The sequence below is a fragment of the Stenotrophomonas sp. 220_Sma genome, assembly GCF_056487375.1.
In genome coordinates this window covers 2815347-2839532 of record NZ_CM151348.1, presented here as the reverse complement: position 1 = coordinate 2839532, position 24186 = coordinate 2815347, and the positions used below count along the sequence as shown (strand labels likewise).

The window sequence follows — 24186 nt, the reverse complement described above, 5'->3', positions numbered from 1 at the left end:
CCGGACCAGGGACGATCCGAAGCATGACGTGATGGGGCTCTACCCCCGCGTTCTCGTTCCCGCCGGCGCTGTGTTCGTCCAGGAAGGAGAACAGGGATGTTGGAACGACTGAAGACCCTCTCGCGTGCCGTGCTGGCGATTGTTGCCGTCGGCTTCGTCGCCCCTGCTGTGGCACAGGCGCAGGAAAGCAAGATCACCTGGCGTATTTCGCAGCCCGGCGGCGATGCGACCCAATACAAGACCCAGCAGGCGGCGGTGGCCGCCATCAAGAATCTGCCGGCGCCCAGCCCGTTCCCGCCGGAGTTCCAGTTCGGCTGGCAGTACGTCGACAAGATCAAGTCCAAAGTCGTGGACTTGAACGGAAATACGTCGATTACCTACTGGATGGGAAAGACGCAGCCCTCCGACCCTGACTGGACTTACTACGGCGCGGGTGATGGTGGCTTCCTGTCCGAAGAGGAAGTGCTGGAAGCGCTCATTGCAGACTTGCAGGACATCAATCCCCAGTGTCCAGGGGAAACCGCGGTGCCGGAAGGAGACTGGGTCGCCACTGCCCCTGAGATGGATGGAATTTCGGAGGTCAGGGAGTATCGGGTCACCTGGATGCTGGGCAGCAATTCGGCGGAGTCTCCGTGCGTGCCCTTCGACGCAGGAACGACAGGGCTTGTTCGCGCGCGACGCTTGAACTGCCCCATCCCGTTCACGCAGTGGTCCAACAAGCACAACGCCTGCGTCAGCGAAGAATTCGTTGCTACCATCACCTCGAAGTCGCAGAAGTGCGACAAGGACAGCGCCGGTACGAATTGTCCCTCGGAAGAGGACAGCGAGGCGACGAATAAGGCACCTTGCGACGGCAATGTCGGCAATCCGTGTGACGTCAAAACCGGCGAGAAGTACGAAATCGCGCAGGACTTTGATCTGGGCTGGATCGCACTGACGCGTTTCTATCACTCCGGCATCTCCACCTCATCCGGTGGCTTCGGTTATGGCTGGACCCATTCGCTGGGCGCCCACCTGGCACTGGATGGCGTTGACAGTGTGGGCATCATTGAAAGCACTGGTTTCCAGCGTGCATTCAAGAAGATCGGGCAAGCCTATGAGGCGGACGACGACAGTGGCGATCGTCTGGTCCAGAACGGCAACTGGACGCTGTATTCAGCGGGCTCCATCTCTACCTTCGGCGCGGACGGGCGTCTTGCCGCCAAGCGCTTCCCGGATGGCACGTCGCTGACCTACATCTACGATGACAGCGATCGCCTTGCGGCCGTCACCCACAGCAGTGGCCGCACGCTCGAGTTCGTTTACCAGTCCAACGACTATGAGGCGTTGATCAGTTCGGTGCTGGTCGAAGGCGTTGCGCTCGCCACCTATACCTACACGCCGCAGAACCAGGTCGCCACGGTGACCTATGCGGGTGGTGGTGTGCGGACGTATCACTACGAGAACCAGGACTTCCCCCAGCACTTGACCGGTATCACCACCGAGGACGGTCGCCGCTACAGCACCTTCACCTACGATTCCATCGGTCGTGTGATCTCCAGTCAGCATGCCGGCGGTGCCGATGGTGTGACACTGGCCTACAGCCCCAACGGTGGTGCAGTCGTGACCGACGCGCTGGGGCGGCAGACCGACTACATCCTGACACCCGGAGGCGATAGCGCTCCGTCGCGCAAGGTGACCGGCCTGACGGATTCGCAGGGAACGGTCAGCCGGACCTACTACGACCAGAGTGTCGACTTCCGCCGGCGTCTGGATACCTACACCGATCGCCGCGGCATCCAGACCAAGCACGCCTATGCGCAGGGCACCGATCCGGTAAGCGGTCGTGCCGTCAGCATCCATACCGTGACCGAAGCGGTCGGCTTGCCCGAGCAGCGTGTGGTGACCACGGCGCGCGACGTCGAAACCAATGCGGTACTGACCACCCGGATCGGTAGCCGCGAAACCCGCACGGCCTTCAATTCCCGACGCCAGCCGACGGCCAACACGGTGACCGACACCGCTTCCGGTCAGACGCGCATTACCAGCTACACGTACTGCGAAGCCGCTGATGTGGCAGCGGCAGGCAGCTGCCCGGTGGAGGGGCTGCTGAAGAGTGTGGATGGCCCGCGCACGGATGTGGCCGATGCCGTTACCTATGCCTATTACTCGGCGGATGATGCAGGGTGCGCGACCGGAGGTGCCTGCAGCTATCGCAAGGGCGACCTGCGCAGCGTGACCAATGCGCTGGGCCAGACGGTCGATACCTTGGCCTACGACGCGTTCGGGCGGCCGTTGTCGGTCAAGGATGCCAACGGCGTGGTCACCGACTACACCTACCATGCTCGCGGCTGGCCAACCTCGATCACCGTACGCGGTGCCAGCACGGCCGAGGACCGCGTTACCCGCCTGAGCTACTGGCCAACCGGCCAGGTGCAGAAGATCACCGAGCCGGATGGCAGTAGCGTTTCCTACGTCTACGATGCTGCCCTGCGCTTGACCGACATCGCGGACAACGCAGGCAACACGATTCACTACACACTGGACAACGCCGGCAACCGCCTCAAGGAAGACACGCTGGACACCGGCGGCACCCTGCGTCGCACCCTGGCACGGACGTTCAACACGCTCGGCCAGCTGACCGCGCTGAAGGACGCAGGCAATCACGCTACCGGCTTTGCCTACGATGCCAACGGCAACCTGCAGACGGTGACCGACGCCCTGCAGCGCGTGACCAGCCAGCACTACGACCCGCTCAACCGACTGGCCCAGACCCTGCAGGACGTGGGTGGCGTGGCGGCGGAGATCCGCAGCCAGTACAACGTGCTGGACCAGGTGACCCAGGTCACCGACCCGAAGGGCCTCCAAACCACATACGCCTATAACGGCTTCGGTGACCTCACCGGCCAGGTCAGCCCGGACAGTGGCGCCAGCAGCTTCACCGTCGATGCGGCAGGCAACCGCAAGACGGCCACCGATGCGCGTGGCGTCACCGCCACCTATCACTACGATGCACTCAACCGGCTGATCGGCATCGCCTATCCGGACCCCAATCTGGACGTGGGCTACAGCTACGACGTGGCGCCCGCTGCGTGTACTGCCGACGAGCGCTTTGCCAAGGGGCGCCTGGGGCAGGTGCTGCACGCCAATGGCAGCACCCAGTACTGCCATGACCGCTTCGGTCAGGTCACCCGCAAGGTGCAGACGCTCAATGGGGTGGCCAGTACCCTGCGCTATGCCTACAGCAAGTCGGGCCGCCTGACGGCGTTGACGTACCCCGATGGCATTGTGGCCGACTACGTGCGCGATACCCTGGGGCGCATCAGCCAGATCGGACTGACCCGGCCCGGCCAAGCTCGCCAGATCGTGGTGAACAACGTGACCTACGCGGCCTTCGGCCCGGCGACCGGTTGGACCTATGGCAACGGCCGCCAGCTACAGCGTCCGCTGGATCTGGACTACCGCCCGCGAGCGGTGCACGACCCGGCCGCAGGCGGCCTGTCGCTGGGCTATGGCTATGACCCCGTCGGTTCGATCACCGAGCTGAAGAACGGCGCAGGCTCGACGGTGCTGGCCAGGTACGCCTACGACACGCTGGGCCGCCTGACCCAGACCCAGGACGGCGCGACCGGCACGCCGATTGAAACCTATGCCTACGACGCCACCGGCAATCGCACCGCGCTGACCACTTCGGCGGGCACTGCCAGCTACACCTATCCCGCAACCAGTCATCGCCTGACTGCGGTGGATGGTGAAGCGCGCAACCATGACGCGGTGGGCAACACCACCAGCATCGGCGGCAAGACGTTCATCTACAACGATGCCAACCGCATGAACGCGGTGAAGCAAGGCAACGCCGTACTGGAAAGCTACGCCTACAACCATCGCGGCGAGCGCGTGCTGCGCACCCCGGCTGGTGGCGCTGCACAGATCACTCTGTATAACGAAGCAGGGCAGTGGCTGGGCAACTACTCGGCCACGGGCCAGGCGCAGCAGCAGGCCATCTGGCTGGACAACTACCCGGTGGCGCTGATCAGCGTGCCAAGCGCAGGTGTGCCGGAGTTGGCCTACATCCAGCCGGACCATCTGGGTACGCCGCGCGTGGTGATCGACCCGGCGCGCGATGTGGCGATCTGGGAGTGGAGCAACAAGAGCGAGGTGTTCGGCAACCAGATTCCGAGTACCGACCCGGACGGCGATGGCGTGGCATTCGAGTTGGCGCTGCGATTCCCGGGCCAACAGGCGACGGATGCGAGTGGGCTGTTCTACAACTATCGGAGGGAATACGACCCGGCAGTGGGGCGGTATACCCAGAGCGATCCAATTGGGTTGATGGGTGGACTGAACTCGTTCGCGTATGGAAGCGGAGATCCCACTGGCCGTGTCGATCCGCTAGGCTTGGCCGATAAAAAATACATACCTCAGGCCGTACCTGTTTCACCGGAGTTGCAGGCGGTCGGAAATCGGCTCCAGAGGCTGGCAAACCAAGCAGCGTCCACCATTGACGCCACCTGTGGATGGCGTTGCTCACTGCCTTGGATACGCGGAACGCTCATCCATAGTGAGTTCAAGCGCCTGGTGGATACCACATGCCCGACGTCTCAGTATGCGACTGAGGTGAGCTACGCTGGCCGTAGGGTTGTTAGGTATGGGTACCCGGGGTCCTCACGGGCGGACGCTGTGTACGGCCCAGTTGATGCACCTCAAGCCATCTTCGATCTGAAGACTGGTTGGGCTTACATCTCCTGGGATCAGTACAATAAGTACGTCAAGAATCTCCCCGAGGGAACTCTCGTGGTGGAACTTAAGCCTGAAGGCCGTTGATAAGATGAACAAGCGATACATTTGCAGCCTTCTGCGGAAAAGGTCCGGCCTGATCGGCGGGTCAAGCGGATATTTTTTCCGAAGTGACTATGACTATGTGGCACAAGGAATTGTTCTGGAGTTCGTCCCAAGGGGGCTCTATGTATGGAATTTTGTATTTCCATTGTTTGACTCCTTTGGGCCGCATCTTTCCTACAGCAGCCGAATCGCGGATCGGCCGTTTATCGGAAGGGATCAAATGGCAGACGATGATGTGGTTGAGAGCATTCTTTCATCGATCGAGCTGCGAAACGTTATTGAAACGAAGTCTTCAATGACCTTGATGGAATTTGCATCATTTCTTGAGACGCGGGGCTTGAGAGGTGCTCACGCTCATATCAATCATGCAACTGCATTGGCGCTATTAGGCAAGACGGATCTAGCGCTGAAGTTGCTGAAGGAACTAGTCCCGGCGTTGGATGATCATGATCTGAAACTTTGCGATTCTCTAATAGTGGCCCTGAATCATGGAGTTGAGGCGGTCAAATCGATGCTGGACGTGGTGAAGGAGAAGAATGTTAAGAAGCTGGGCGGGGCCTGATCCAAAGGTTAATCGTCCAGTGTTCCCCGGGTAGCCATCAGCCGCCAAGTGCCTGCTGCGTCTCGAACTTTATTGGGGCGGCTCGTCGCTGGAGCGGTGGCGCTGTCTTGGGTTCTAGAACATCTCGATGTGCAGGGCGACGTTTGCGCGTGTCTCGTCGAGATTGCTTTAGATCCTCTGCTTTGTATGTTCCCGCTACTGTCGCTGGAAGAAGTTCTCCATCGATGCGTTGTCATGGCTGTTTCCTATCCGGCTCATGCTGCACAGGATGTCTGCTCGCGCAGAACGCTCTGCCAGTTTTACTGGGTGAAGAGCGAATTGAGTTCGCCATGGTGGATGATGACGAGCCGGGACTCGCTGATCTTCTTGATCGTTGGAAGGCGGTCGGCTATCCGCTGTCCGGTCTGAAGTGTTTTCGTATCGAGACCAGCTCGACCGGAAGCGTCATTCTCATCTACGCTAAGACATGGCGGATCGAGAATCAGCCGATGGCGGACGCGGTGCCCTGAAGGACATCCCATGCCCAGGTTCCTCACCCCCGACGAGGTCTCCCTCATCCACAGGCTGCTGCCGGAGACGACCGAGCTGTCCGAACGGTTGTTGAAGGATCTGGCGCTCGCTCAGATGGAGGATGTGGGTGTCGTCGGATTCGGGGGCGTGGTGTTCCTGTCCAGCACGACCCAGCTTTTCGGCAGTGACATTGCTACGGCCATGCTTGCCGATGCTGACGGCGTGCCGGTGAGAGTCACCCTGTGCCTGGATAATCACGATCAGCTCTTCGAGCTGGAGCTGTGCAAGGTGGACTTCTCTCCGATCATCGGCGTCGATCTGAGAAGCGCTTTCAGCGAGCATTGACGCCTGTTGAAAGCGTTCCTCGCTGAAGGCCGTTGCGCCTGGCGTTCACCCTTCGGGCTGCAACCGCCCCACCGCCTGCGCGCACAACGACTGGCAGGCCATGACCAACCCCTCCATCACCCGGTCGCCCACGTACTCTTCCGGTGCGCCGTTCTGCCGGGTCCGCTCGGCGGCCAGCAGGATTTCGTGCACCACCCCTAATCCACTCAACCCGCAATCGGCATCGGCCAGGGCCAAGCAGTATCCGGCAGCTGGTGCGGGTCCGAATGTGATTGACCCTTTGCTGGCGGGGCCTGTCGAGTGGCTCATTTCAATGACTTGACTCACCTGCCATGCGGATTTCCTGAAGCCTCTCGAAGTCGGGTCTGCTGAGGTAACGCGATGACCCACTACCGCCGTCGGGGTAGTAGTAAGTTGGGCCGACGCCTATTTGCTTCTCCTTAGTTCCAAAGGAGCGAACGAGATACTTGGAATGAAGGATCGGCTCAAAGTGGACGGTGTGCACATCGAATACGCGGATAATGATGGGCTGTTCTGCGTTCGTTGTCAGACTGATCCATTTCCTATGGGTGCCGATGAAGTGCTCTGATAGCCAAGGATAGTAGTCCTTCTTCAGCGAAACAAAGCCATCAATGCTGGTGCTGGGCCTGGCGTTGGGCCCTCCATATGCAGAGTTGGCCTCATCAAACGTTACAATGAAGTCGCCTCCGCCCCCGAGTTTCACGTCATCGCCAAACTTGGAAGCGTCTTCGTAACGAACTCCGAGAGTTACGTTGCTTAGTCGCCATCGACATGCTCCGCCGCCATTGACTGCCACTGTGGCCTCATAAACATCCGTTCCTGGGCGGCGCACAGGCTGAAGCTCAAGTCCCGCATAGTTGTCTCGTGTACGTTTTTCCCAGTCCAGCGTGGACCGATACGTCGTGGTGCATTTCGTCGAGCGGTAGATCACCTGCATGTCTCTGGCCACAAGCTCCTCGGGGACCTTGACGGTCACCTTGACCGTGCCAGCCTCCGGCTTGGGTGAAAGTGCTTGATTCCGGGTAAGGTGGCAGCCGCTCAGAAGCAGGAGGGCGAGGATTGCTGCTGGCATCGGAAGGCTCATCTGCTTGAGTCGGGGCATGCTGACTCCTTCTGAATGCTGACGGTGCCATCGGTATCCTCTTTCAAGCAGAATGTCGCTTCGTAGATTGCGGTAGGCATGTACCAGAGAATCGGAATTCTCCGGGTCATTTGAAAGTAGTAGATTGTGTTCAAACTCAAAGGAGAGTTCTCTCTACCGTCTTCGGATGGATCATGCCGGTAGCCGTCAGGCATTGAATCGTATGAAATGCAATTGCCAGGCCTGAGTTTCATCGGATCGGCGCCGTCCTTCAGCTCGATGGTCCACCTTCCAGCTTGGAGTGCGTGGGACTCCATCATCATCACGTAGGACACTGGGAACGGCCGCCGGGCTTTTTGCGGGAGGCAGATCGCAGGGATGCTTCCGATCAGCCTGACATCTGCCTCTTCTCGGGTCAGCTGATACGCCTGTGCGATGTGGGGGATCGAGCAGCAACCAGCTGCGACGAGCAATGCAAAAGTGCTCTTGACAATCTTCATTGATTTTTCGGCGTCTCCATCCTGCACTACTCTGAGGGGGCGAGCGATTCAATTGCCCTGATCAGCCTTGCCAGCATGGTCGTGTCGTCAGAAGGGTGGGGCGCGCGCCGGTCTGGAGCGGCCCTCGCACGGTGAGTAAGGAGAAGGGCGTCGCATTTGTGCGGGCGAACGCCGGGGCGAAAAGGGGGCAGAGGCGACATCGATAGAGGCTACTGCTCACCCACCTGCAACCGCCCCACCGCCTGCGCGCACAACGACTGGCAGGCCATGACCAACCCCTCCATCACGCGGTCGCCCACGTACTCTTCCGGTTCGCCGTTCTGGCGGGTGCGCTCCGCCGCCAACAGCATTTCCAGCACCACCCGCAATCCACTCAACGCGCAATCGGCATCGGCCAGGGCCAGGCAGCGGCCGGGCAGTTGATGCCGCTCCGGCCAGGGTTGGCCATCGGCCGCCGCACCGGAGCCGATGCGGTTGAGGTTGGCAATGAAGGTGTTCCTGTCCACTGCGGGTGCAGCCTGTGGCGAACCGTCGTCGTGGGCGGTGCTGCGGTAGGCGTGCAGGTGGGGGACGTCCGATTCGTTCATGGCAGAACTCCGTGCAGGGCAATCGGTAGCCGCCACCCGAAAGGTGGCGGGCGGTACGTGGTTCGAATCCGGGTTGGCTTCAAGCCGGCGGGCGCGAACGCCCCCAACGCACCGCCCGCCATAGCCGGCAGACGGATTGCCAGCCGGCGCCACGCATGGTGACGCCGGCTGGCAAGCGCACTTACTCAAAGCCAACACGGGATTCGAAGCCCGGCCACCCTTTTCCGGTGGCACGCCATCTGAGCCCCTGGCGCTGTGCAATGCCAATCAGAAGAGTTGCAAACATCACTCGATTGGAGACGCTTTCGGCATTCTCCCACGCTGTTAAGCACTGCCAGCGCGGGCTGGCGTGGTGATCCGCCCGCACCGTGCAATCTGCGACAGGTGTCGAGGTTGGGGGAGGGAAGGGCGCGGGTGGGGAGGGGCGATGGCGACAGGCTCCGCAGGGGCCTGAGTCGAGCATCGCTCGACGCTACAGACGCCAAAGCGTGACGTGCGACTCGGGTTGACGTTCCCAGCCACCAAGCGCAGGCTGGTCCGGCACGTTTCCTAACCAGAAGGAGACTTATGACCGCCACCGCTTCCCTGCATCCGACGCCCGATACCCCGGGGCGTTCACGGCTCTGGAGTGTGTTCTGGCTGCAGGGCGTCATTCCCAGCAACATTCTGTGGGCGGTCGCCCTCTGGGCGTTGGCCAACCAGCGCACCCCGCTGCTGCTGGGGGTATTCGCCGTGCTGCTGCTCTATACCGGCTGGATCATCCCGGCGGTGTGGCGGGCGGCGCCTACTGCGCACAACCCCAATCTGGGCGTGGCCGCGCGCGGGCTGACCGTGGCCTGGGGCCTGAACACCGTGCTGGTGATCTTCTTCCTGACCCTGCAGCTGGTGGCTCAATAGAACTGAACAGGCTCGCCGCCCCGGTCGAAGGCGGCGAAGCGGCCGATCTGACCGTCATGGATGGCGTTGACCATCAGCTGCAGCGGGCGAGCGGCCTCATCGCTGTTGGGCGCGAAACCGGCGCGGCCGTCCAGCGCGGCCACGAAGACCAGGTCCCAGTCGATGCCGGTGGTGGTCGATTCGGTGGCCAGCGCCTGGAAGCTGGCCACCTCGGCCGGCAGCTTGTCCACGCACAGCACCGGCGACAGGGTGCCGCCCTCGCGACGGTCATGCCGGTCGCGCTGGTCGCTGGTGGGCGATTCGGGCAGCTCGGCGCGCACAAATACGAACAGCAAGCGTTGCGGTTCAGCCTGCTGGCCTGCGGCGTGCAGCAGCTGCTGGAAATCGTTCATCATCATGAGGGTTGTCACACGCCCGCTGCACGGAAAGCCGCATGCTGCCATAACGCCTGCCGCGCGGGGCCGAAGACGATTGATTTAAGTCATGCCCATGGAACTGACGGCCGCGTACTCTGGCAATCGTTCCAGCAGACGAGGGTTTCCGGGCCGTTCCGGGTACAGGCAAGACGGTGGAGCAACAAGGTGGACCAGCCATGAGCCAACTCACCGACGGTTTCGGACGCAGCTTTCCGTACCTGCGCCTGTCGTTGACCGAAGCCTGCAACTTCCGTTGCAGCTACTGCCTGCCCGATGGTTACCAGGCCGATGGCCGCCCACGCTTCCTGCAGGTGGATGAAATCGCGCGCCTGGTGCGTGCGTTTGCCGCGCTGGGCATGAGCAAGATCCGCCTGACCGGTGGCGAGCCCAGCCTGCGCAAGGACCTGGACGAGATCATCGCCACCGTGGCGGCAGTGCCGGGCATCCGCAAGGTGGCCATCACCACCAATGGCACGCTGCTGCCGCGTCGACTGCCGGGCTGGCACCGGGCCGGCCTGACCGCGCTGAACGTGAGCATGGACAGCCTGCAGCGCGAACGCTTCAGGACCATCACCGGGCACGACCGCCTGCCGGAGATCGAACAGGGCCTGGCCCTGGCACAGGCGCTGGGCCTGCCGGCGATCAAGCTCAACGCGGTACTGCTGCGTGGCCTGAACGACGACGAGCTGCCGCAGTGGATGGACTACCTGCGTGACCGTCCTTTCAGCGTGCGCTTCATCGAGCTGATGCGCACCGGCGACAACGAAGCCTATTTCCAGCGCCACCACCTGCGTGCCGACGTGGTGATCGAGCAGCTGCTGGCGGCCGGCTGGCACGAGCGTCCGCGCGCGGCCGATGCCGGCCCGGCGCGTGAGTTCGGCCATCCGGACCATCGCGGCAGCATCGGCATCATCGCCCCGTATTCGCGTGACTTCTGCAAGGGCTGCAACCGCCTGCGGGTGACCGCCAAGGGCGACCTGCGGCTGTGCCTGTTCGGCGAGTTCGGCGTGCCGCTGCGCCCGCTGCTGCAGCGCGACGATGACCACGACGCGCTGCTGGCACGCATCACCACACAGCTTGGCCTGAAAGCGGCCGGGCATGGACTGCACCAGGGCCAGACCGGGCTGACCCCGCACCTGGCCTCCATTGGAGGATGAGCAACACGATGAGTGGGGAATTGAATGCGGCCTTCCATATGGCCGATGTCCGCGACAAGCGCATCACCCGCCGCCGTGCGGTGGCGGTGGGCGAGCTGCATGCTGGTCCGGTGGCCTATCCGTTGATCGTCGAGCGCCGCCTGCCTAAGGGCGATGCGCTGGTGATGGCCGAGATTGCCGGCCTGCAGGGCGCCAAGATGGCCTCGATGCTGATGCCGCTGTGCCACCCGCTGCCGCTGGAACTGGTGCAGGTGTTCTACGCGCCGGTGCCGGAACGGCAGGCGATCCGCGTGTGGTGCGAGTGCGCCAGCGAGGCGCGCACCGGCGTGGAGATGGAGGCACTGGCTGGCGTCAACGCGGCGCTGCTGACCCTGTACGACCTGAGCAAGCCGCTGGAACCGGCCCTGCGCATTGAAGGAATCCGCCTGCTGTTCAAGGAAGGCGGCAAGCGCGGTGTGTGGCTGCACCCGGATGGCATGGACGATGCCGAGCGCGCGCGCTTCAATCCGCGTGCGCCGAAGGGCCTGGAGGGCGCGGCCTGCGCGGTGATCACGCTGAGCGATCGCGCCAGTGAGGGCACCTATGAAGATGTGTCCGGCCCAACCCTGGTAAGCGGCCTGAAAAAGCTGGGCGGTGAGGTCGTGGCCGCCGAGATCTTGCCCGACGGCATCGAGCCGTTGGCGGGCCGCCTGCAGGCACTGGCCGCCGAGGGCGTGCGCCTGTGCCTGTGCACCGGCGGTACCGGGCTGGGCCCGCGTGACCTGACCCCGGAGGCGCTGCGTTCCTTGAACGCACGGCCGGTGCATGGCCTGGCGCAGATGGTGCGGGCACTGAGCGCACAGCACACGCCGATGGCCTGGCTGAGCCGCGCCGAGGTGGTGCAGCTGGGCAACATGCTGGTGTTCGCACTGCCGGGTAGCCCGAAGGCGGCGGCGCAGTGCCTCGATATTCTGGCGCCGGTGCTGGGCCACGCTTTGGCGATGGTCGATGGTGGTGGCCACTGATGATTGCCTATAGCGAAGCCCTGCAGCACCTGCTGGATGCGGCCACGCCGCTGCCGGCCGAGCGCCTGCCGTTGCATGAGGCCGGCGGCCGTACCCTGGCCAGTGACATCCACAGCGGGCAGTCGTTGCCGCCGTTCGACAATTCTGCGATGGACGGTTTCGCGCTGCGCGCCAACGGCGCGACGTTCGAAGCCGGTACCGAATTTGCCGTGCAGGGCTGGCAGGCAGCCGGCGATGCAGGCGCCGAAGGCGGCGAGGGTGCCTGGGAAATCATGACCGGCGCGCGCATGCCGGTTGGCCTGGATACGGTGGTGCCGGTCGAGAACGTGGACATCCTCGCCAGCGAGGAAGGACGCCCGACCCGCATTGCCCTGAAGGGCACGGTGAAGCCCGGCCAGAACGTGCGCCTGCGCGGCCAGGATGTGAGCGACGGCGAGCGTGTGCTGCAGGCCGGGCAGGTGCTGGACATCAATGCGCGCACCCTGCTGCATGCCATCGGCGTGGGCCAGGTGGCGGTGGTGGCGCGGCCGAAGGCGGCAGTGATCGCTACCGGCAAGGAGTTGGTGACCGAGGCGGCGCAGACGCTGGAATCCGGCCAGATCCGTGACAGCAACCGGCCGTATCTGGTTGGCCGCCTGCAGGCCGCCGGTGCCGAAGTGGTGTGGCAGGGCACGGTGGGTGATGACGTGGCCGCGTTCAATGCGGTGCTGGATGACGCGCTGGCTGCCGGCGCGCAGCTGCTGATCAGCACCGGCGCGGTGTCGGCCGGCCGCTACGATTTCGTTCCCGATGCGCTGCGTGGACGTGGTGCGCGCATCGTCTTCCACAAGGTAGCGATCCGCCCCGGCAAGCCGCTGTTGTTCGCGGTGCTGCCCAATGGTGCGCTGTATTTCGGTCTGCCCGGCAACCCGGTCTCGGCCGCCGTGGGCCAGCGCTTCTTCGTGGAGCCGGTGCTGCGCCGCCTGCTGGGGCTGGCACCGGAAACCGTGTTGCAGCTGCCGCTGCAGGCCGACGTGCGCAAGCCGCTGGGCCTGCGCTTCCACGCGCGTGCGCGGGTGGAAGTGGACGCGCAGGGCCGCCTGAGTGCGCGGGTGCTGTCCGGGCAGGAGTCGTTCCGTTTGATGTCCATGCTGCAGGCCAACGCCTGGGTGGTGCTGGAGGCCGAGGGAGACCTGGCCAACGCTGGCACCTACGTGCGTGTGCAGGGCTGGGGTCACCATGACCCGGTGCAGCTGGCGAGCCAGGAGTCATGATGAAGCAGGTGAATCTGCAGTTGTTTGGTGCGTTTTCCGATCTGGATGCCAGCCGCGAGATCGCGGTGGAGGTAGCCGGTGGCACTGTGGCTGATCTGCGCCAGGCGTTGCGCGAGCTGCTGCCTGCGCGCTGGCCGGGCTTCCGCGCGGGCCTGCTGGACTACTCGGCGTTCGCCGACCAGCAACGCGTGCTGCGTGACCACGAGGCGCTGCCCGACGATGGCCGGGTGGCGATCCTGCCGCCGGTAAGCGGGGGCTGAGCGATGAGCGAGAAGATCATCGCCAAGGTGGTGGACCGCGCGCAGGCGTCGATCGATCCGGCCGAGGGCATCGCTGCGGTGTCCGATCCGGGTTTCGGTGGCATCGATGTGTTCATCGGCAAAGTGCGCGACGTCAACATCGGCCGGCCGGTGAACGGGATTACCTATGACCTGTTCGAGCCGCTGGTGCTGAACGAGTTCAAGCGCTTGGCCGCCGAGGTCGAGGCGACGTTCGGTCCGAAGCTGAAGCTGTATGTGGCCCATGCCAAGGGCCGGTTGGGCATTGGTGATGTGGCGGTGGTGGTGGCGGCGGGCAGCCCGCATCGAGACGAGGCATTCAGGGCCTGCCGGCAGTTGATCGAGGTGGTGAAGCACCAGTGCCCGATCTGGAAGCAGGAGCATTACGAGGACGGCGACAGCGAGTGGAGCGAGGGCTGCAGCCTGTGCCATGCGGACAGCGAACCCGCACATGCCCATGACCATGCGCACGACCACCACCATTGAGTCCGCTGCAGCCACGCATGGCGTGGCTCTACCACCGAATGTCTGGATGGCCGTGGGGTTCAGTAGATCCACGCCATGCGTGGATGGGGCCTTCCCGATGAATCCGGCCGACGCAGCCACGCATGGCGTGGCACTACTGCGATGAGCATCAACGGCATCGTGCTGGCCGGCGGCCTGTCCAGCCGGATGGGGCGCGACAAGGCGCTGCTGCCGTGGCAGGGGCGCACCCTGCTGGAACACATGCGTGGCCTGCTGCTGCAGGCCGGCGCCGAACGGGTGTGGGTGAGCGGCGACTATCCGGCCTTCGGCGGCATCCCCGATCAGGTGGCGCGCTGCGGTCCCCTGGGTGGACTGCACAGCGTGATGCAGCAGATGCCCGATAGCCCAGCCTGGGTGGTAGCGGTGGACACGCCGTTGCTGGCACCGCGGCTGCTGCAACGGTTGGCCGCCGAGGGGCGGGGCGCGTGCACGATCTTTGACGGGCATCCCTTTCCCATGCTGTTGAATGTGGACAATGCCACTCGTAGCGTGCTGGCCGCGATGCTGGATGATGCGCAGGGGCCGCGCTCGGTACAGGCCTTCCAGCGTCGCCTGCAGATGTACGCGCTGCTGCTGGAAAGCGTTGACGAAGCCTGCCTGGTCAACTGCAATACCCCCGAACAATGGGAGGATGTTGCGTCATGAAAGTGCAGTTGCAGGATCAATCAGTACGGCTTCGCCTGGACGAGGCCGAACTGGCGCGCCTGCTGGCCGGTGAATCTGTCGAGAACATGACCCGCTTTGGCGGCATCGAGGGCTGGGGCATGGCGGTGTCGTTGCATGGCGGCGATCAACCGGTGCTGCTCGATGGCGGCACCTTCTGCCGCCTGGTACTGCCGCGCCCGGCAGTCGAGGCCTTGGCGGCGCGGCTGCCGTGCCGGGATGGGCTGCCATTCGACATTGCCCTGGAAGATGGCGGCCAGCTTCAGCTGCAGTTCGATGTGGACGTGCGCGACAGCGTACGCCAGCGCGGGGTGACCCGCCGCACCACCGCGCCTTCGGTTTGACATTTGTCAGGGGCAGGGTGGAAACCGCCCCCTGATTGATCCAGATCAACCCCGTCGTTGTTGCTGCACGGCCTAATGGCTGCATGACGACGGGTCACAACTTGAAAGCAGTACCCACGTCATTCCACAGCCTTGGAGCCATGTATGACCGTCGGTAGCGATCCTGTTGTCCGCAGCACTGCCAGTCCAGGTCGCGTCATCAGCGACTGGACGCCGGAGGACCCCGGCTATTGGGAGCGCACCGGCAAGCGGGTCGCCACCCGCAACCTGGTCATCTCGATCCCCTCGCTGCTGCTCGCCTTCTCGGTCTGGGTACTGTTCTCGGCGGTGTCGATCAGCCTGCCGAAGATCGGCTTCAACTTCAGCACCGACCAGCTGTTCTGGCTGGTGGCGCTGCCCAGCCTGTCCGGCGCCACGCTGCGTATCTTCTATTCGTTCGTGATTCCGATCTTCGGTGGCCGCCGCTGGACCGCGCTGTCCACGGCCTCGCTGCTGGCGCCGACGCTCTGGCTCGGCTTTGCGGTACAGGACCCGGCCACGCCGTACGGGGTGTTCGTGGCCATCGCGATCCTGTGCGGGTTCGGTGGCGCAAATTTCTCGTCGTCGATGTCCAACATCTCCTTCTTCTACCCCAAGCAGAAGCAGGGCCTGGCGCTGGGCCTGAACGCCGGCCTGGGCAATGTGGGCGTGTCGGTGGCGCAGGCGGTGATCCCGCTGGTCATCACCGTGGGCGTGTTCGGTGCGCTGGGTGGTGCACCGCAGCCCACGGTGGAGGGTGGGGCGCCGTTGTTCCTGCAGAACGCCGGCTTCATCTGGGTGCCGGCGATTGCGCTGTGCGCCATCGCGGCCTGGTTCGGCATGAACGACCTGACCAGCGCCCGCTCGTCGTTCTCCGAGCAGGCGGTGATCTTCCGCCGCAAGCACAACTGGCTGATGTGCTGGTTGTACATCGGCACCTTCGGTTCCTACATCGGTTTCTCGGCCGGCTTCCCGATGCTGGTGAAGAGCCAGTTCCCGGATGTGAACCCGCTGGCCTACGCCTTCATCGGCCCGCTGCTGGGCGCACTGATGCGCTCGGTGGGCGGCAGCATGGCCGACCGCTGGGGTGGCGCACGCCTGACCTTCTGGGTGTTCGCGCTGATGATCGCGGCCGTGTTCGGCGTGCTGCACTTCCTGCCCAGTCACGGCCAGGGCGGCAACTTCCATGGCTTCCTGCTCAGCTTCATGGCGCTGTTCGTGCTCAGCGGCATCGGCAACGGCACCACGTTCCGCATGATCCCGGTGATCTTCCGCACCCTGCATGAGCGCTGGTCGGCCAACGACAACGCCGAAGGCAAGGCCACGGCCGCGCACCAGGCCAGCATCGAGTCGGCCGCGGTGGTCGGTTTCTCCGGTGCGATCGGTGCCTACGGCGGCTTCTTCATTCCCAAGAGCTACGGCTCGTCCATCACCTTGACCGGCAGCCCCGACATGGCGCTGTACGGATTCGTTGTTTTCTATGTCACCTGCCTGGCCGTGACCTGGTGGTGGTACTACCGGCGCGGTGCCGAGACACCCTGCTGACGACATGAAAACGCACCGCAGCCAGATGACACACACAGCCACGATGCCGATGTCCGCAAAGGGAGACCCCCGATGAGTTATTTCCTCGATCGCTTGCAGTTCTTCAAGCGTGACCCCCAGACCTTTGCCGATGGCCACGGATTCGCCAAGAGCGAGGGCCGCGACTGGGAAAACAGCTACCGCGCCCGCTGGCAGTACGACAAGATCGTACGTTCCACCCACGGCGTGAACTGCACGGGTTCGTGCAGCTGGAAGATCTACGTCAAGAACGGCCTGGTCACCTGGGAGACCCAGCAGACCGACTACCCGCGTACGCGCCCGGACCTGCCCAACCATGAACCGCGTGGCTGCCCGCGTGGCGCCAGCTATTCCTGGTACCTGTACAGCGCCAACCGGCTGAAGTACCCGCTGATCCGCGGCACGCTGCTGCGCCTGTGGCGCGAAGCGCGCAAGAGCAAGGCCCCGGTCGATGCCTGGGCCAGCATCGTGGAGGACAAGGAGAAGGCGCGTTCGTACAAGACCCGCCGCGGCATGGGCGGCTTCGTGCGCCTGCAATGGGAAGAGGCCAACGAGATCATTGCGGCCTCCAACCTGTACACGGTGAAGCAGTACGGCCCGGATCGCGTGGTCGGCTTCTCGCCGATCCCGGCGATGTCGATGGTGTCCTACGCGGCCGGTGCACGCTACCTGTCGCTGCTGGGCGGCGCCTGCCTGTCCTTCTATGACTGGTACTGCGATCTGCCGCCGGCCTCGCCGCAGATCTGGGGCGAGCAGACCGACGTGCCCGAATCGGCCGACTGGTACAACAGCCGCTACATCATCGCCTGGGGCTCGAACGTGCCGCAGACGCGTACGCCCGATGCGCACTTCTTCACCGAGGCGCGCTACAACGGCACCAAGACGGTGGCGATCTGCCCGGACTATTCCGAGCTGGCCAAGCTGACCGATCACTGGCTGCACCCCAAGCAGGGCACCGATGCGGCGCTGGCCTTCGCCTTCGGCCATGTGATCCTGCGCGAGTTCCACGTCGATTCGCCCTCGCAGTACTTCCAGGACTACTGTCGGCAGTACTCGGACATGCCGATGCTGGTGCGCCTGGAGCGCCGCGACGATGGCCGCCTGGTGGCGGGGCGCTTCCTGCGTGCCAGTGAGCTGGGCGGGCTGGGTGAAGCCAACAACCCGGACTGGAAGACCTTGGCCTACGACGAGAACAGTGGCCAGATCGTAGTGCCCAACGGCTCGATCGGCTTCCGCTGGGGCGAGAAGGGCAAGTGGAACATCGAGGAGAAGGAAAGCAAGGGCGCCGATACACGCCTGCGCCTGAGCCTGGCCGATGGCCATGAGGGCATCGAGGCGGTCAGCTTCCCGTACTTCGGTGGCATCGAGTCGGAGGGCTGGACCGCTGCGCCGGCCGACGACGTGCTTGAGCGCAACATCCCGGTGCGTCGACTGGCCCTGGCCGAGGGTGGCGAGACCCTGGTGGCCACGGTCTACGACCTGCTGCTGGCCCAGTATGGCGTGGACCGTGGCTTTGGCGGCGGCAACGTGGCATCGAGCTTCGACGACATGGTGCCGGGCACCCCGGCCTGGCAGGAACGCATCACCGGCGTGTCGCGTGCGGAAGTGATCGAGATCGCCCGCGAGTTCGCCCGTACCGCCGACAAGACCCATGGCCGTTCGATGATCATCGTCGGCGCCGGGATGAACCATTGGTTCCACAACGATATGAACTACCGCGGCCTGATCAACATGCTGATCATGTGCGGTTGCGTGGGCCAGACCGGTGGCGGCTGGGCGCATTACGTGGGCCAGGAAAAGCTGCGCCCGCAGACCGGCTGGCAGCCGCTGGCCTTCGGCCTGGATTGGAGCCGCCCGCCGCGCCACATGAACGGCACCTCGTTCTTCTACTTCAACACCGGGCAATGGCGCTACGAGAAGCTGCAGGTGGACGAGCTGCTGTCGCCGCTGGCGGATGCGAGCAAGTACAGCGGCAGCCTGGCCGACCTCAACCTGCGCGCGGTGCGCATGGGCTGGCTGCCGTGTGCGCCGCAGCTGGACCGCAACCCGCTGCAGCTGGTACGCGAGGCCGAAGCGGCGGGTGTTGCCCCGGCCGACTACGCGCTGGGCAAGTTCAAGGACGGCTCGCTGGACTTCGCCTTCGCCGATCCGGATGCACAGCAGAACCATCCGCGGATGATGTTCATCTGGCGCTCGAACCTGTTGGGTTCGTCGGGCAAGGGCCACGAGTACATGCTGCGGCACCTGCTCGGCACGCGTCATGGCCTGCAGGGCAAGGACCTTGGCGAGATGGGCGCGATCAAGCCGGAGGAGGTGACGTGGCGTGACGAGGCACCGGAAGGCAAGCTTGACCTGCTGGTCACGCTCGACTTCCGCATGTGCACCACCGCGCTGTACTCGGACATCGTGCTGCCCACGGCCACCTGGTACGAGAAGGACGACCTCAACACCTCGGACATGCACCCGTTCATCCACCCGCTGTCGAAGGCGGTGGATCCGGCCTGGGAATCGCGCAGCGACTGGGAGATCTTCAAGGAGGTTGCCCGCACCGTGAGCGAGATGGCGCCGGGCGTGCTGGGCGTGGAGAAGGACCTGGTGCTGGTGCCGACCCTGCATGACACCCCCAACGAGCTGGGCATGCCGTTCGGCGTGGCTGATTGGAAGAAGGGCGAGTGCGAGGCCATTCCGGGCCAGACCATGCCGTCGATGACGGTGGTGGAGCGCGACTACCCGAACCTGTACCGCAAGTTCACCTCGCTGGGCCCGCTGCTGGACAAGCTGGGCAACGGCGGCAAGGGCATGAGCTGGGACACGAAGCACGAGGTCGAGTTCCTCGGCAAGCTCAACCACACCGTGCACGACGCGGGCGTGAGCCAGGGCCGCCCGGCCATTTCGACCGCGATCGACGCGGCCGAGGTGATCCTGCACCTGGCGCCGGAGACCAACGGCCACGTCGCAGTGAAGGCGTGGGAATCGCTGGGCACGTTCACCGGCCGCGAGCACACCCACCTGGCGGTGGGCAAGGAGCACGAGGCGATCCGCTTCCGTGACATCCAGGCACAGCCGCGCAAGATCATCTCTTCGCCGATCTGGTCGGGCCTGGAGGACGACAACGTCAGCTACAACGCCGGCTATACCAACGTGCACGAGCTGATTCCGTGGCGCACGGTGACCGGTCGCCAGCAGTTCTACCAGGACCACGAGTGGATGATCGACTTCGGCGAGGCCTTCATGGGCTACCGGCCGCCGGTCAACACGCGCACGGTGGAGCCGCTGCTGAACCAGCGCCCGAACGGTAACAAGGAGATTGTGCTGAACTGGATCACGCCACACCAGAAGTGGGGCATCCACAGCACCTACAGCGACAACCTGATCATGCAGACGCTGTCGCGCGGTGGCCCGATCGTGTGGATCAGCGAGGACGACGCGCGCAGCGCCGGCATCGTCGACAACGACTGGATCGAGCTGTTCAACGTCAACGGTGCGATTGCCGCACGTGCGGTGGTCAGCCAGCGCGTGATGCCGGGCATGGCGATGATGTACCACGCCCAGGAACGCATCATCAACGTGCCGGGCTCGGAGATTTCCGGGACCCGCGGCGGCATCCACAACTCGGTGACCCGCATCGTGCTCAAGCCCACCCACATGATCGGCGGCTACGCGCAGCTGGCCTACGGTTTCAACTACTACGGCACCTGCGGCACCAACCGCGACGAGTTCGTGATCGTGCGCAAGATGGACAAGGTGGATTGGCTAGATGGCGAGGCCGTACCGGCCGCCGCCAAGGAGGTGGTGTGATGAAGGTCCGTGCACAGATCGCGATGGTGCTGAACCTGGACAAGTGCATCGGCTGCCATACCTGCTCGATCACCTGCAAGAACGTCTGGACCTCGCGCGAGGGCGTCGAGTACGCCTGGTTCAACAACGTGGAAACCAAGCCGGGCATCGGCTACCCGAAGGAATGGGAGAACCAGGACAAGTGGAACGGCGGCTGGGTGCGCACCCGCGCCGGCAAGCTGGTGCCGCGTGCCGGTGGCCGCTGGCGCATGCTGGCCAAGATCTTCGCCAACCCGGACCTGCCGCAGATCGACGACTACTACGAGCCGTTCGATTTCGACTACCAGAACCTGCACACCGCCAAGGACAGCCAGCACCAGCCCACCGCGCGGCCGCGCTCGCTGATCAGTGGCGAGCGCATGCAGAAGATCGAGTGGGGCCCGAACTGGGAGGAGATCCTGGGTTCGGAGTTCAGCAAGCGCTCGCGCGACTACAACTTCGACCAGGTGCAGAAGGAGATCTACGGCGCCTTCGAGAAGACCTTCATGATGTACCTGCCGCGCCTGTGCGAGCACTGCCTGAACCCGGCGTGCGTGTCGGCGTGCCCGTCGGGCGCGATCTACAAGCGCGAGGAAGACGGCATCGTGCTGATCGACCAGGACAAGTGCCGTGGCTGGCGCATGTGCGTGTCGGCCTGCCCGTACAAGAAGATCTACTACAACTGGAAGAGCGGCAAGTCGGAGAAGTGCATCTTCTGCTACCCGCGCATCGAGATGGGTGAGCCGACCGTGTGTTCGGAAACCTGCGTGGGCCGCATCCGCTACCTGGGCGTGATGCTGTACGACGCCGACCGCATCGCCGAGGCCGCCTCGGTGGCCGCCGAGAAGGACCTGTACCAGGCCCACCTGGATATCTTCCTGGACCCGAATGACCCGGCGGTGATCGCTGCCGCGCGCAAGGAGGGCATCCCGGACAGCTGGCTGGATGCAGCCAAGCAGTCGCCGGTGTACAAGCTGGCGATCGACTGGAAGCTGGCGCTGCCGCTGCACCCGGAATACCGCACGTTGCCGATGGTCTGGTACGTACCGCCGCTGTCGCCGATCCAGTCCGCCGCCGAGCGTGGCCGCGTGGGCATGAGCGGCGAGCTGCCGGACGTGGCCTCGCTGCGCATCCCGATGCGCTACCTGGCCAACCTGCTGACGGCGGGTGACGAAGCGCCGGTGGTACGCGCACTGGAGCGTCTGATGGCGATGCGTGCCTGGCGCCGGGCCAAGAACGTGGATGGCGTGGAAGACACCGCGGTGCTGGAACAGACCGGGCTGAGCATCGCCCAGGTGGAAGAGATGTACCGCTACCTGGCCATTGCCAACTACGAGGACCGTTTCGTGATTCCGACCGGCCACCGCGAATACGCCAACGATGCCTTCGGCGAGCGCGGCGGCTGCGGCTTCACCTTCGGCAACGGCTGCAACGGTGACAGCCCGGCCGACCTGTTCGGCCAGCGCAAGAGCACAACGTTCGTGGTGGACAACGGCCCCAATCATCGCCGCAAGGAGGTGGTGTGATGAGCGTGCTCAAGCTGATTGGGGTGCTGCTGGATTACCCACGTGAAGAACTGTGGCAGCACGGCGAGGAACTGCTCGCCGCCTGCGACGACCCGGCGCTGAACACCGCCCGCCGCCAGCAGCTGCGCAGCTTCGTGCAGCAGCTGCTGGACACCGATGCGCTGGACGCACAGGCCGCATGGCTGGCCAGTTTCGACCGTGGCCGCTCGATGAGCCTGCTGCTGTTCGAACACATACATGGCGAGTCGCGCGACCGCGGCCAGGCCATGGTCGATCTGGTCGAAACCTACCGCCGCAACGGCTTCGAACTGGATGCGCGCGAGCTGCCGGACTACCTGCCGTTGCTGCTGGAGTTCCTGGCCCATCGCCCAGGCAGCGAGGCCCGCGAGTGGCTGCACCACATCGGCCATATCGCCGGGATGCTGGCGGCGCGTGCCGCCGAGCGTGAGCTGCCGCACCGGGTGCTGTTCGAGATCCTGGTCGAAGCCGGCGACGGCAAGGCCGATCTGCAGGCGCTGCGCCAGCGTGCCAGCGAAGAAGTCCGCGACGATACCGCCGAGGCCATGGACCGCTTGTGGGAGGAGGAGGCGGTGCGCTTCGGCGCCGAAGCACCCTCCGAAGACTGCAAGCCCCCCGTGCGTTCGCCGGCCCGTCCTTCGCATCGAGAGGTCCAGCCATGAGTTACTCCCTGCATCAATTCGCCTTCCAGTACTACCCGTACATCGCCGTGGCGGTGCTGCTGATCGGCAGCTGGGCCCGCTATGACAAGGCCATGTATACCTGGCGCACCGGCTCCAGCCAGATGCTGTCGGACAAGGGCATGCGGATCGGCAGCAACTGCTTCCACATCGGCATCCTGGCCATCCTCGGCGGCCACCTGGTCGGCCTGCTGACCCCGCACGCGGTGTACGAGCACTTCATCACCTCGTCGCAGAAGCAGATGCTGGCGATGGTGGTCGGTGGTGTGTTCGGCGCGCTGTGCTTCATCGGCATCAGCATCCTGCTGGTACGCCGCCTGTTCAACGCGCGGGTACGGGCCACCGGCAGTTTCGGTGACACCCTGGTGCTGGTGCTGCTGTTCGCCCAGCTATGCCTGGGCCTCTACAGCATCCGCATCTCGTCCGGCCACCTGGACGGTGGGGTGATGGTGCAGCTGGCCGAATGGGCGCAGCACATCGTGACCTTCCGCGCCGGTGCCGCCGACTACATCGAGGGCGTCAGCTGGGTCTACAAGATGCATATCTTCCTGGGCCTGACCCTGTTCCTGATCGCGCCGTTCACCCGCCTGGTGCACGTGTGGAGCATCCCGATCAGCTACCTGTGGCGGCCGTACCAGGTGGTGCGCCGCCGCCAGGCCACGCTGCGTTACGGTCCGCGGGAGTAAGCGATGGGCAGCCTGCCGAAATTCCTGCCGATCACCGTGATCGACTCCAATGCCCCGGTTCCGGCCGAGGCCCATTCGCACCATCACGACGCGGCGGAGCAGGGGCCGCGCTCGCTCGGGCAGCCGGCACCCTGCCGGCTGTTCGTGGACGAGACCGCGATCAGCGAGGCCGACATCGCCCGCGAGATGCAGCACCATCGGGCGATGCGCCCGGAACAGTCACGCGCCGAAGCGGCGCGTGCACTGGTGGTGCGCGAGCTGCTGCGGCTGGAAGCGCAGCGGCTGGGCCTGCAGGCACCGGAGGGCAACCGGGTCAGCGACGAGGAAGTGCTGATCCAGCAACTGCTGGAAGACGCGATCGAAGACCGCGTGCCGACCGACGAGGACTGCCGCCGCTACTTCGAGCAAAACCCGGAGCGCTTCCGCTCGCCCGATCGCGTGCGCCTGCGCCATATCCTGCTGGCTGCGCCGGCCGACGACGTGGCCGGGCGCTTCGCCGCACGCACCGAAGGCGAGCGGCTGGTCGGACTGCTGAAGGAGTCGCCGCACCTGTTCGCCGATTTCGCCCTGCGCCATTCGCGCTGCCCGTCCAGCAGCGAAGGCGGCGACCTGGGCTGGTTGCAGCGTGGGCAGACCACGCCGGAGTTCGACCGCCAGGTGTTCCGCCTGCGCGAGGGCCTGGCCGGTTTCCCGGTGGAATCGCGCTGGGGCTACCACGTGGTCTGCGTCGATGCCCGCGAGGAAGGCCAGCCACAGCCGTTCGAGGCGGTGCTGCCGCAGCTGCGTGAGTACCTGGAGCTGCAGGTACGCCAGCGCGAGGTGCAGGCCTACCTGCTGCAGCTGCAGGAACGCTACCCCGTGCGCGGGCTGGACGAGATCGACGCCGAAGCGGATATCGGCTGACCCCCATTGAAC

General features: G+C 64.5%; 22 protein-coding genes and 1 pseudogene. 18 read left to right on the top strand and 5 right to left on the bottom strand.

From position 1 onward, the window contains the following. Positions 1–96: 96 nt before the first annotated feature. From ACZLIB_RS13325 to ACZLIB_RS13310, 4 genes are all read left to right on the top strand, one after another. Positions 97–4803 carry an RHS repeat-associated core domain-containing protein gene (locus tag ACZLIB_RS13325; protein WP_478467846.1) on the top strand — a complete coding sequence of 1569 codons (4707 nt, stop codon included), beginning with the start codon at positions 97–99 and terminating at the stop codon, positions 4801–4803. A gap of 4 nt (positions 4804–4807) precedes the next feature. Beyond that, positions 4808–5383, top strand: coding sequence for a hypothetical protein (locus ACZLIB_RS13320; RefSeq protein WP_478467845.1), 576 nt, complete (start codon positions 4808–4810; stop codon positions 5381–5383). Positions 5384–5712: 329 nt separating this feature from the next. After that, entirely contained in the window at positions 5713–5892 is a 180-nt protein-coding gene (locus ACZLIB_RS13315; protein ID WP_478467844.1) for a hypothetical protein, read from the top strand. A 10-nt stretch (positions 5893–5902) separates the two neighbouring features. After that, complete coding sequence (locus tag ACZLIB_RS13310) at positions 5903–6238, top strand: DUF6984 family protein (protein WP_478467843.1); 336 nt, start codon at positions 5903–5905, stop codon at positions 6236–6238. A gap of 45 nt (positions 6239–6283) precedes the next feature. Here ACZLIB_RS13310 and ACZLIB_RS13305 read toward each other — a convergent pair. The 4 genes and pseudogenes from ACZLIB_RS13305 to ACZLIB_RS13290 all read right to left on the bottom strand — a co-directional run. Beyond that, positions 6284–6498, bottom strand: a pseudogene (locus ACZLIB_RS13305) (hypothetical protein); the annotation flags it as partial. A gap of 50 nt (positions 6499–6548) precedes the next feature. Then, the gene (locus tag ACZLIB_RS13300; protein ID WP_050509875.1) at positions 6549–7361 is read right to left on the bottom strand and encodes a hypothetical protein; all 813 of its coding nucleotides are present in this window, start codon (positions 7359–7361) and stop codon (positions 6549–6551) included. After that, positions 7340–7840, bottom strand: coding sequence for a hypothetical protein (locus ACZLIB_RS13295; RefSeq protein ID WP_329893597.1), 501 nt, complete (start codon positions 7838–7840; stop codon positions 7340–7342). The genes ACZLIB_RS13300 and ACZLIB_RS13295 overlap by 22 nt, the downstream gene beginning before the upstream one ends. A gap of 209 nt (positions 7841–8049) precedes the next feature. Further along, on the bottom strand, positions 8050–8427 hold the full coding sequence (locus ACZLIB_RS13290) for a hypothetical protein (RefSeq protein ID WP_336685610.1): 378 nt from the start codon (positions 8425–8427) through the stop codon (positions 8050–8052). Positions 8428–8994: 567 nt separating this feature from the next. On the opposite strand from ACZLIB_RS13290, the gene ACZLIB_RS13285 reads away from it, so the two are divergent. Next, the gene (locus ACZLIB_RS13285; RefSeq protein ID WP_197611958.1) at positions 8995–9324 is read left to right on the top strand and encodes a hypothetical protein; all 330 of its coding nucleotides are present in this window, start codon (positions 8995–8997) and stop codon (positions 9322–9324) included. On the opposite strand, the gene ACZLIB_RS13280 is transcribed toward ACZLIB_RS13285, so the two are convergent. Further along, entirely contained in the window at positions 9318–9722 is a 405-nt protein-coding gene (locus ACZLIB_RS13280) for a ribonucleotide reductase subunit alpha (protein ID WP_329893665.1), read from the bottom strand. The genes ACZLIB_RS13285 and ACZLIB_RS13280 overlap by 7 nt on opposite strands. Positions 9723–9916: 194 nt before the next feature. On the opposite strand from ACZLIB_RS13280, the gene moaA reads away from it, so the two are divergent. The 13 genes from moaA to ACZLIB_RS13215 all read left to right on the top strand — a co-directional run bounded on the left by moaA (position 9917) and on the right by ACZLIB_RS13215 (position 24174). Beyond that, positions 9917–10897: a GTP 3',8-cyclase MoaA gene (gene moaA / locus ACZLIB_RS13275; RefSeq protein ID WP_014037448.1), complete on the top strand. Its 981-nt coding sequence runs from the start codon at positions 9917–9919 to the stop codon at positions 10895–10897. 8 nt (positions 10898–10905) lie between these two features. Continuing rightward, positions 10906–11901: a bifunctional molybdenum cofactor biosynthesis protein MoaC/MoaB gene (gene moaCB / locus ACZLIB_RS13270; protein WP_478467840.1), complete on the top strand. Its 996-nt coding sequence runs from the start codon at positions 10906–10908 to the stop codon at positions 11899–11901. After that, the gene (locus tag ACZLIB_RS13265; RefSeq protein WP_478467839.1) at positions 11901–13154 is read left to right on the top strand and encodes a molybdopterin molybdotransferase MoeA; all 1254 of its coding nucleotides are present in this window, start codon (positions 11901–11903) and stop codon (positions 13152–13154) included. The genes moaCB and ACZLIB_RS13265 overlap by 1 nt, the downstream gene beginning before the upstream one ends. Next, entirely contained in the window at positions 13154–13414 is a 261-nt protein-coding gene (locus tag ACZLIB_RS13260; protein WP_006371550.1) for a MoaD/ThiS family protein, read from the top strand. The genes ACZLIB_RS13265 and ACZLIB_RS13260 overlap by 1 nt, the downstream gene beginning before the upstream one ends. A gap of 3 nt (positions 13415–13417) precedes the next feature. Beyond that, positions 13418–13918, top strand: coding sequence for a molybdenum cofactor biosynthesis protein MoaE (locus ACZLIB_RS13255; RefSeq protein WP_049401277.1), 501 nt, complete (start codon positions 13418–13420; stop codon positions 13916–13918). A 141-nt stretch (positions 13919–14059) separates the two neighbouring features. After that, on the top strand, positions 14060–14602 hold the full coding sequence (gene mobA / locus ACZLIB_RS13250) for a molybdenum cofactor guanylyltransferase (protein WP_478467838.1): 543 nt from the start codon (positions 14060–14062) through the stop codon (positions 14600–14602). Beyond that, positions 14599–14964, top strand: coding sequence for a hypothetical protein (locus ACZLIB_RS13245; protein WP_329893602.1), 366 nt, complete (start codon positions 14599–14601; stop codon positions 14962–14964). The genes mobA and ACZLIB_RS13245 overlap by 4 nt, the downstream gene beginning before the upstream one ends. 144 nt (positions 14965–15108) lie before the next feature. After that, on the top strand, positions 15109–16527 hold the full coding sequence (locus ACZLIB_RS13240; protein WP_478467836.1) for a NarK family nitrate/nitrite MFS transporter: 1419 nt from the start codon (positions 15109–15111) through the stop codon (positions 16525–16527). 72 nt (positions 16528–16599) lie between these two features. After that, complete coding sequence (locus tag ACZLIB_RS13235; protein ID WP_478467834.1) at positions 16600–20343, top strand: nitrate reductase subunit alpha; 3744 nt, start codon at positions 16600–16602, stop codon at positions 20341–20343. Beyond that, positions 20343–21887, top strand: a complete 1545-nt coding sequence (gene narH, locus ACZLIB_RS13230; RefSeq protein ID WP_065723460.1) for a nitrate reductase subunit beta — start codon at positions 20343–20345, stop codon at positions 21885–21887. Before ACZLIB_RS13235 ends, narH begins: the two co-directional genes overlap by 1 nt. Then, positions 21887–22567: a nitrate reductase molybdenum cofactor assembly chaperone gene (gene narJ / locus ACZLIB_RS13225; protein WP_478467833.1), complete on the top strand. Its 681-nt coding sequence runs from the start codon at positions 21887–21889 to the stop codon at positions 22565–22567. The genes narH and narJ overlap by 1 nt, the downstream gene beginning before the upstream one ends. Further along, positions 22564–23271, top strand: a complete 708-nt coding sequence (gene narI / locus ACZLIB_RS13220; protein ID WP_010485313.1) for a respiratory nitrate reductase subunit gamma — start codon at positions 22564–22566, stop codon at positions 23269–23271. The genes narJ and narI overlap by 4 nt, the downstream gene beginning before the upstream one ends. Before the next feature lie 3 nt (positions 23272–23274). After that, positions 23275–24174: a peptidylprolyl isomerase gene (locus ACZLIB_RS13215; protein WP_478467832.1), complete on the top strand. Its 900-nt coding sequence runs from the start codon at positions 23275–23277 to the stop codon at positions 24172–24174. Positions 24175–24186: the final 12 nt, after the last annotated feature.

Excerpts from the sequence above, each read along its gene's own strand:
- ACZLIB_RS13325 (WP_478467846.1), top strand. The coding sequence starts at position 97 with ATGTTGGAACGACTGAAGACCCTCTCGCGTGCCGTGCTGGCGATTGTT.
- ACZLIB_RS13320 (WP_478467845.1), top strand. The coding sequence starts at position 4,808 with ATGAACAAGCGATACATTTGCAGCCTTCTGCGGAAAAGGTCCGGCCTG.
- ACZLIB_RS13315 (WP_478467844.1), top strand. The coding sequence starts at position 5,713 with ATGGTGGATGATGACGAGCCGGGACTCGCTGATCTTCTTGATCGTTGG.
- ACZLIB_RS13310 (WP_478467843.1), top strand. The coding sequence starts at position 5,903 with ATGCCCAGGTTCCTCACCCCCGACGAGGTCTCCCTCATCCACAGGCTG.
- ACZLIB_RS13300 (WP_050509875.1), bottom strand. The coding sequence starts at position 7,361 with ATGCCCCGACTCAAGCAGATGAGCCTTCCGATGCCAGCAGCAATCCTC.
- ACZLIB_RS13295 (WP_329893597.1), bottom strand. The coding sequence starts at position 7,840 with ATGAAGATTGTCAAGAGCACTTTTGCATTGCTCGTCGCAGCTGGTTGC.
- ACZLIB_RS13290 (WP_336685610.1), bottom strand. The coding sequence starts at position 8,427 with ATGAACGAATCGGACGTCCCCCACCTGCACGCCTACCGCAGCACCGCC.
- ACZLIB_RS13285 (WP_197611958.1), top strand. The coding sequence starts at position 8,995 with ATGACCGCCACCGCTTCCCTGCATCCGACGCCCGATACCCCGGGGCGT.
- ACZLIB_RS13280 (WP_329893665.1), bottom strand. The coding sequence starts at position 9,722 with ATGATGATGAACGATTTCCAGCAGCTGCTGCACGCCGCAGGCCAGCAG.
- moaA (WP_014037448.1), top strand. The coding sequence starts at position 9,917 with ATGAGCCAACTCACCGACGGTTTCGGACGCAGCTTTCCGTACCTGCGC.
- moaCB (WP_478467840.1), top strand. The coding sequence starts at position 10,906 with ATGAGTGGGGAATTGAATGCGGCCTTCCATATGGCCGATGTCCGCGAC.
- ACZLIB_RS13265 (WP_478467839.1), top strand. The coding sequence starts at position 11,901 with ATGATTGCCTATAGCGAAGCCCTGCAGCACCTGCTGGATGCGGCCACG.
- ACZLIB_RS13260 (WP_006371550.1), top strand. The coding sequence starts at position 13,154 with ATGAAGCAGGTGAATCTGCAGTTGTTTGGTGCGTTTTCCGATCTGGAT.
- ACZLIB_RS13255 (WP_049401277.1), top strand. The coding sequence starts at position 13,418 with ATGAGCGAGAAGATCATCGCCAAGGTGGTGGACCGCGCGCAGGCGTCG.
- mobA (WP_478467838.1), top strand. The coding sequence starts at position 14,060 with ATGAGCATCAACGGCATCGTGCTGGCCGGCGGCCTGTCCAGCCGGATG.
- ACZLIB_RS13245 (WP_329893602.1), top strand. The coding sequence starts at position 14,599 with ATGAAAGTGCAGTTGCAGGATCAATCAGTACGGCTTCGCCTGGACGAG.
- ACZLIB_RS13240 (WP_478467836.1), top strand. The coding sequence starts at position 15,109 with ATGACCGTCGGTAGCGATCCTGTTGTCCGCAGCACTGCCAGTCCAGGT.
- ACZLIB_RS13235 (WP_478467834.1), top strand. The coding sequence starts at position 16,600 with ATGAGTTATTTCCTCGATCGCTTGCAGTTCTTCAAGCGTGACCCCCAG.
- narH (WP_065723460.1), top strand. The coding sequence starts at position 20,343 with ATGAAGGTCCGTGCACAGATCGCGATGGTGCTGAACCTGGACAAGTGC.
- narJ (WP_478467833.1), top strand. The coding sequence starts at position 21,887 with ATGAGCGTGCTCAAGCTGATTGGGGTGCTGCTGGATTACCCACGTGAA.
- narI (WP_010485313.1), top strand. The coding sequence starts at position 22,564 with ATGAGTTACTCCCTGCATCAATTCGCCTTCCAGTACTACCCGTACATC.
- ACZLIB_RS13215 (WP_478467832.1), top strand. The coding sequence starts at position 23,275 with ATGGGCAGCCTGCCGAAATTCCTGCCGATCACCGTGATCGACTCCAAT.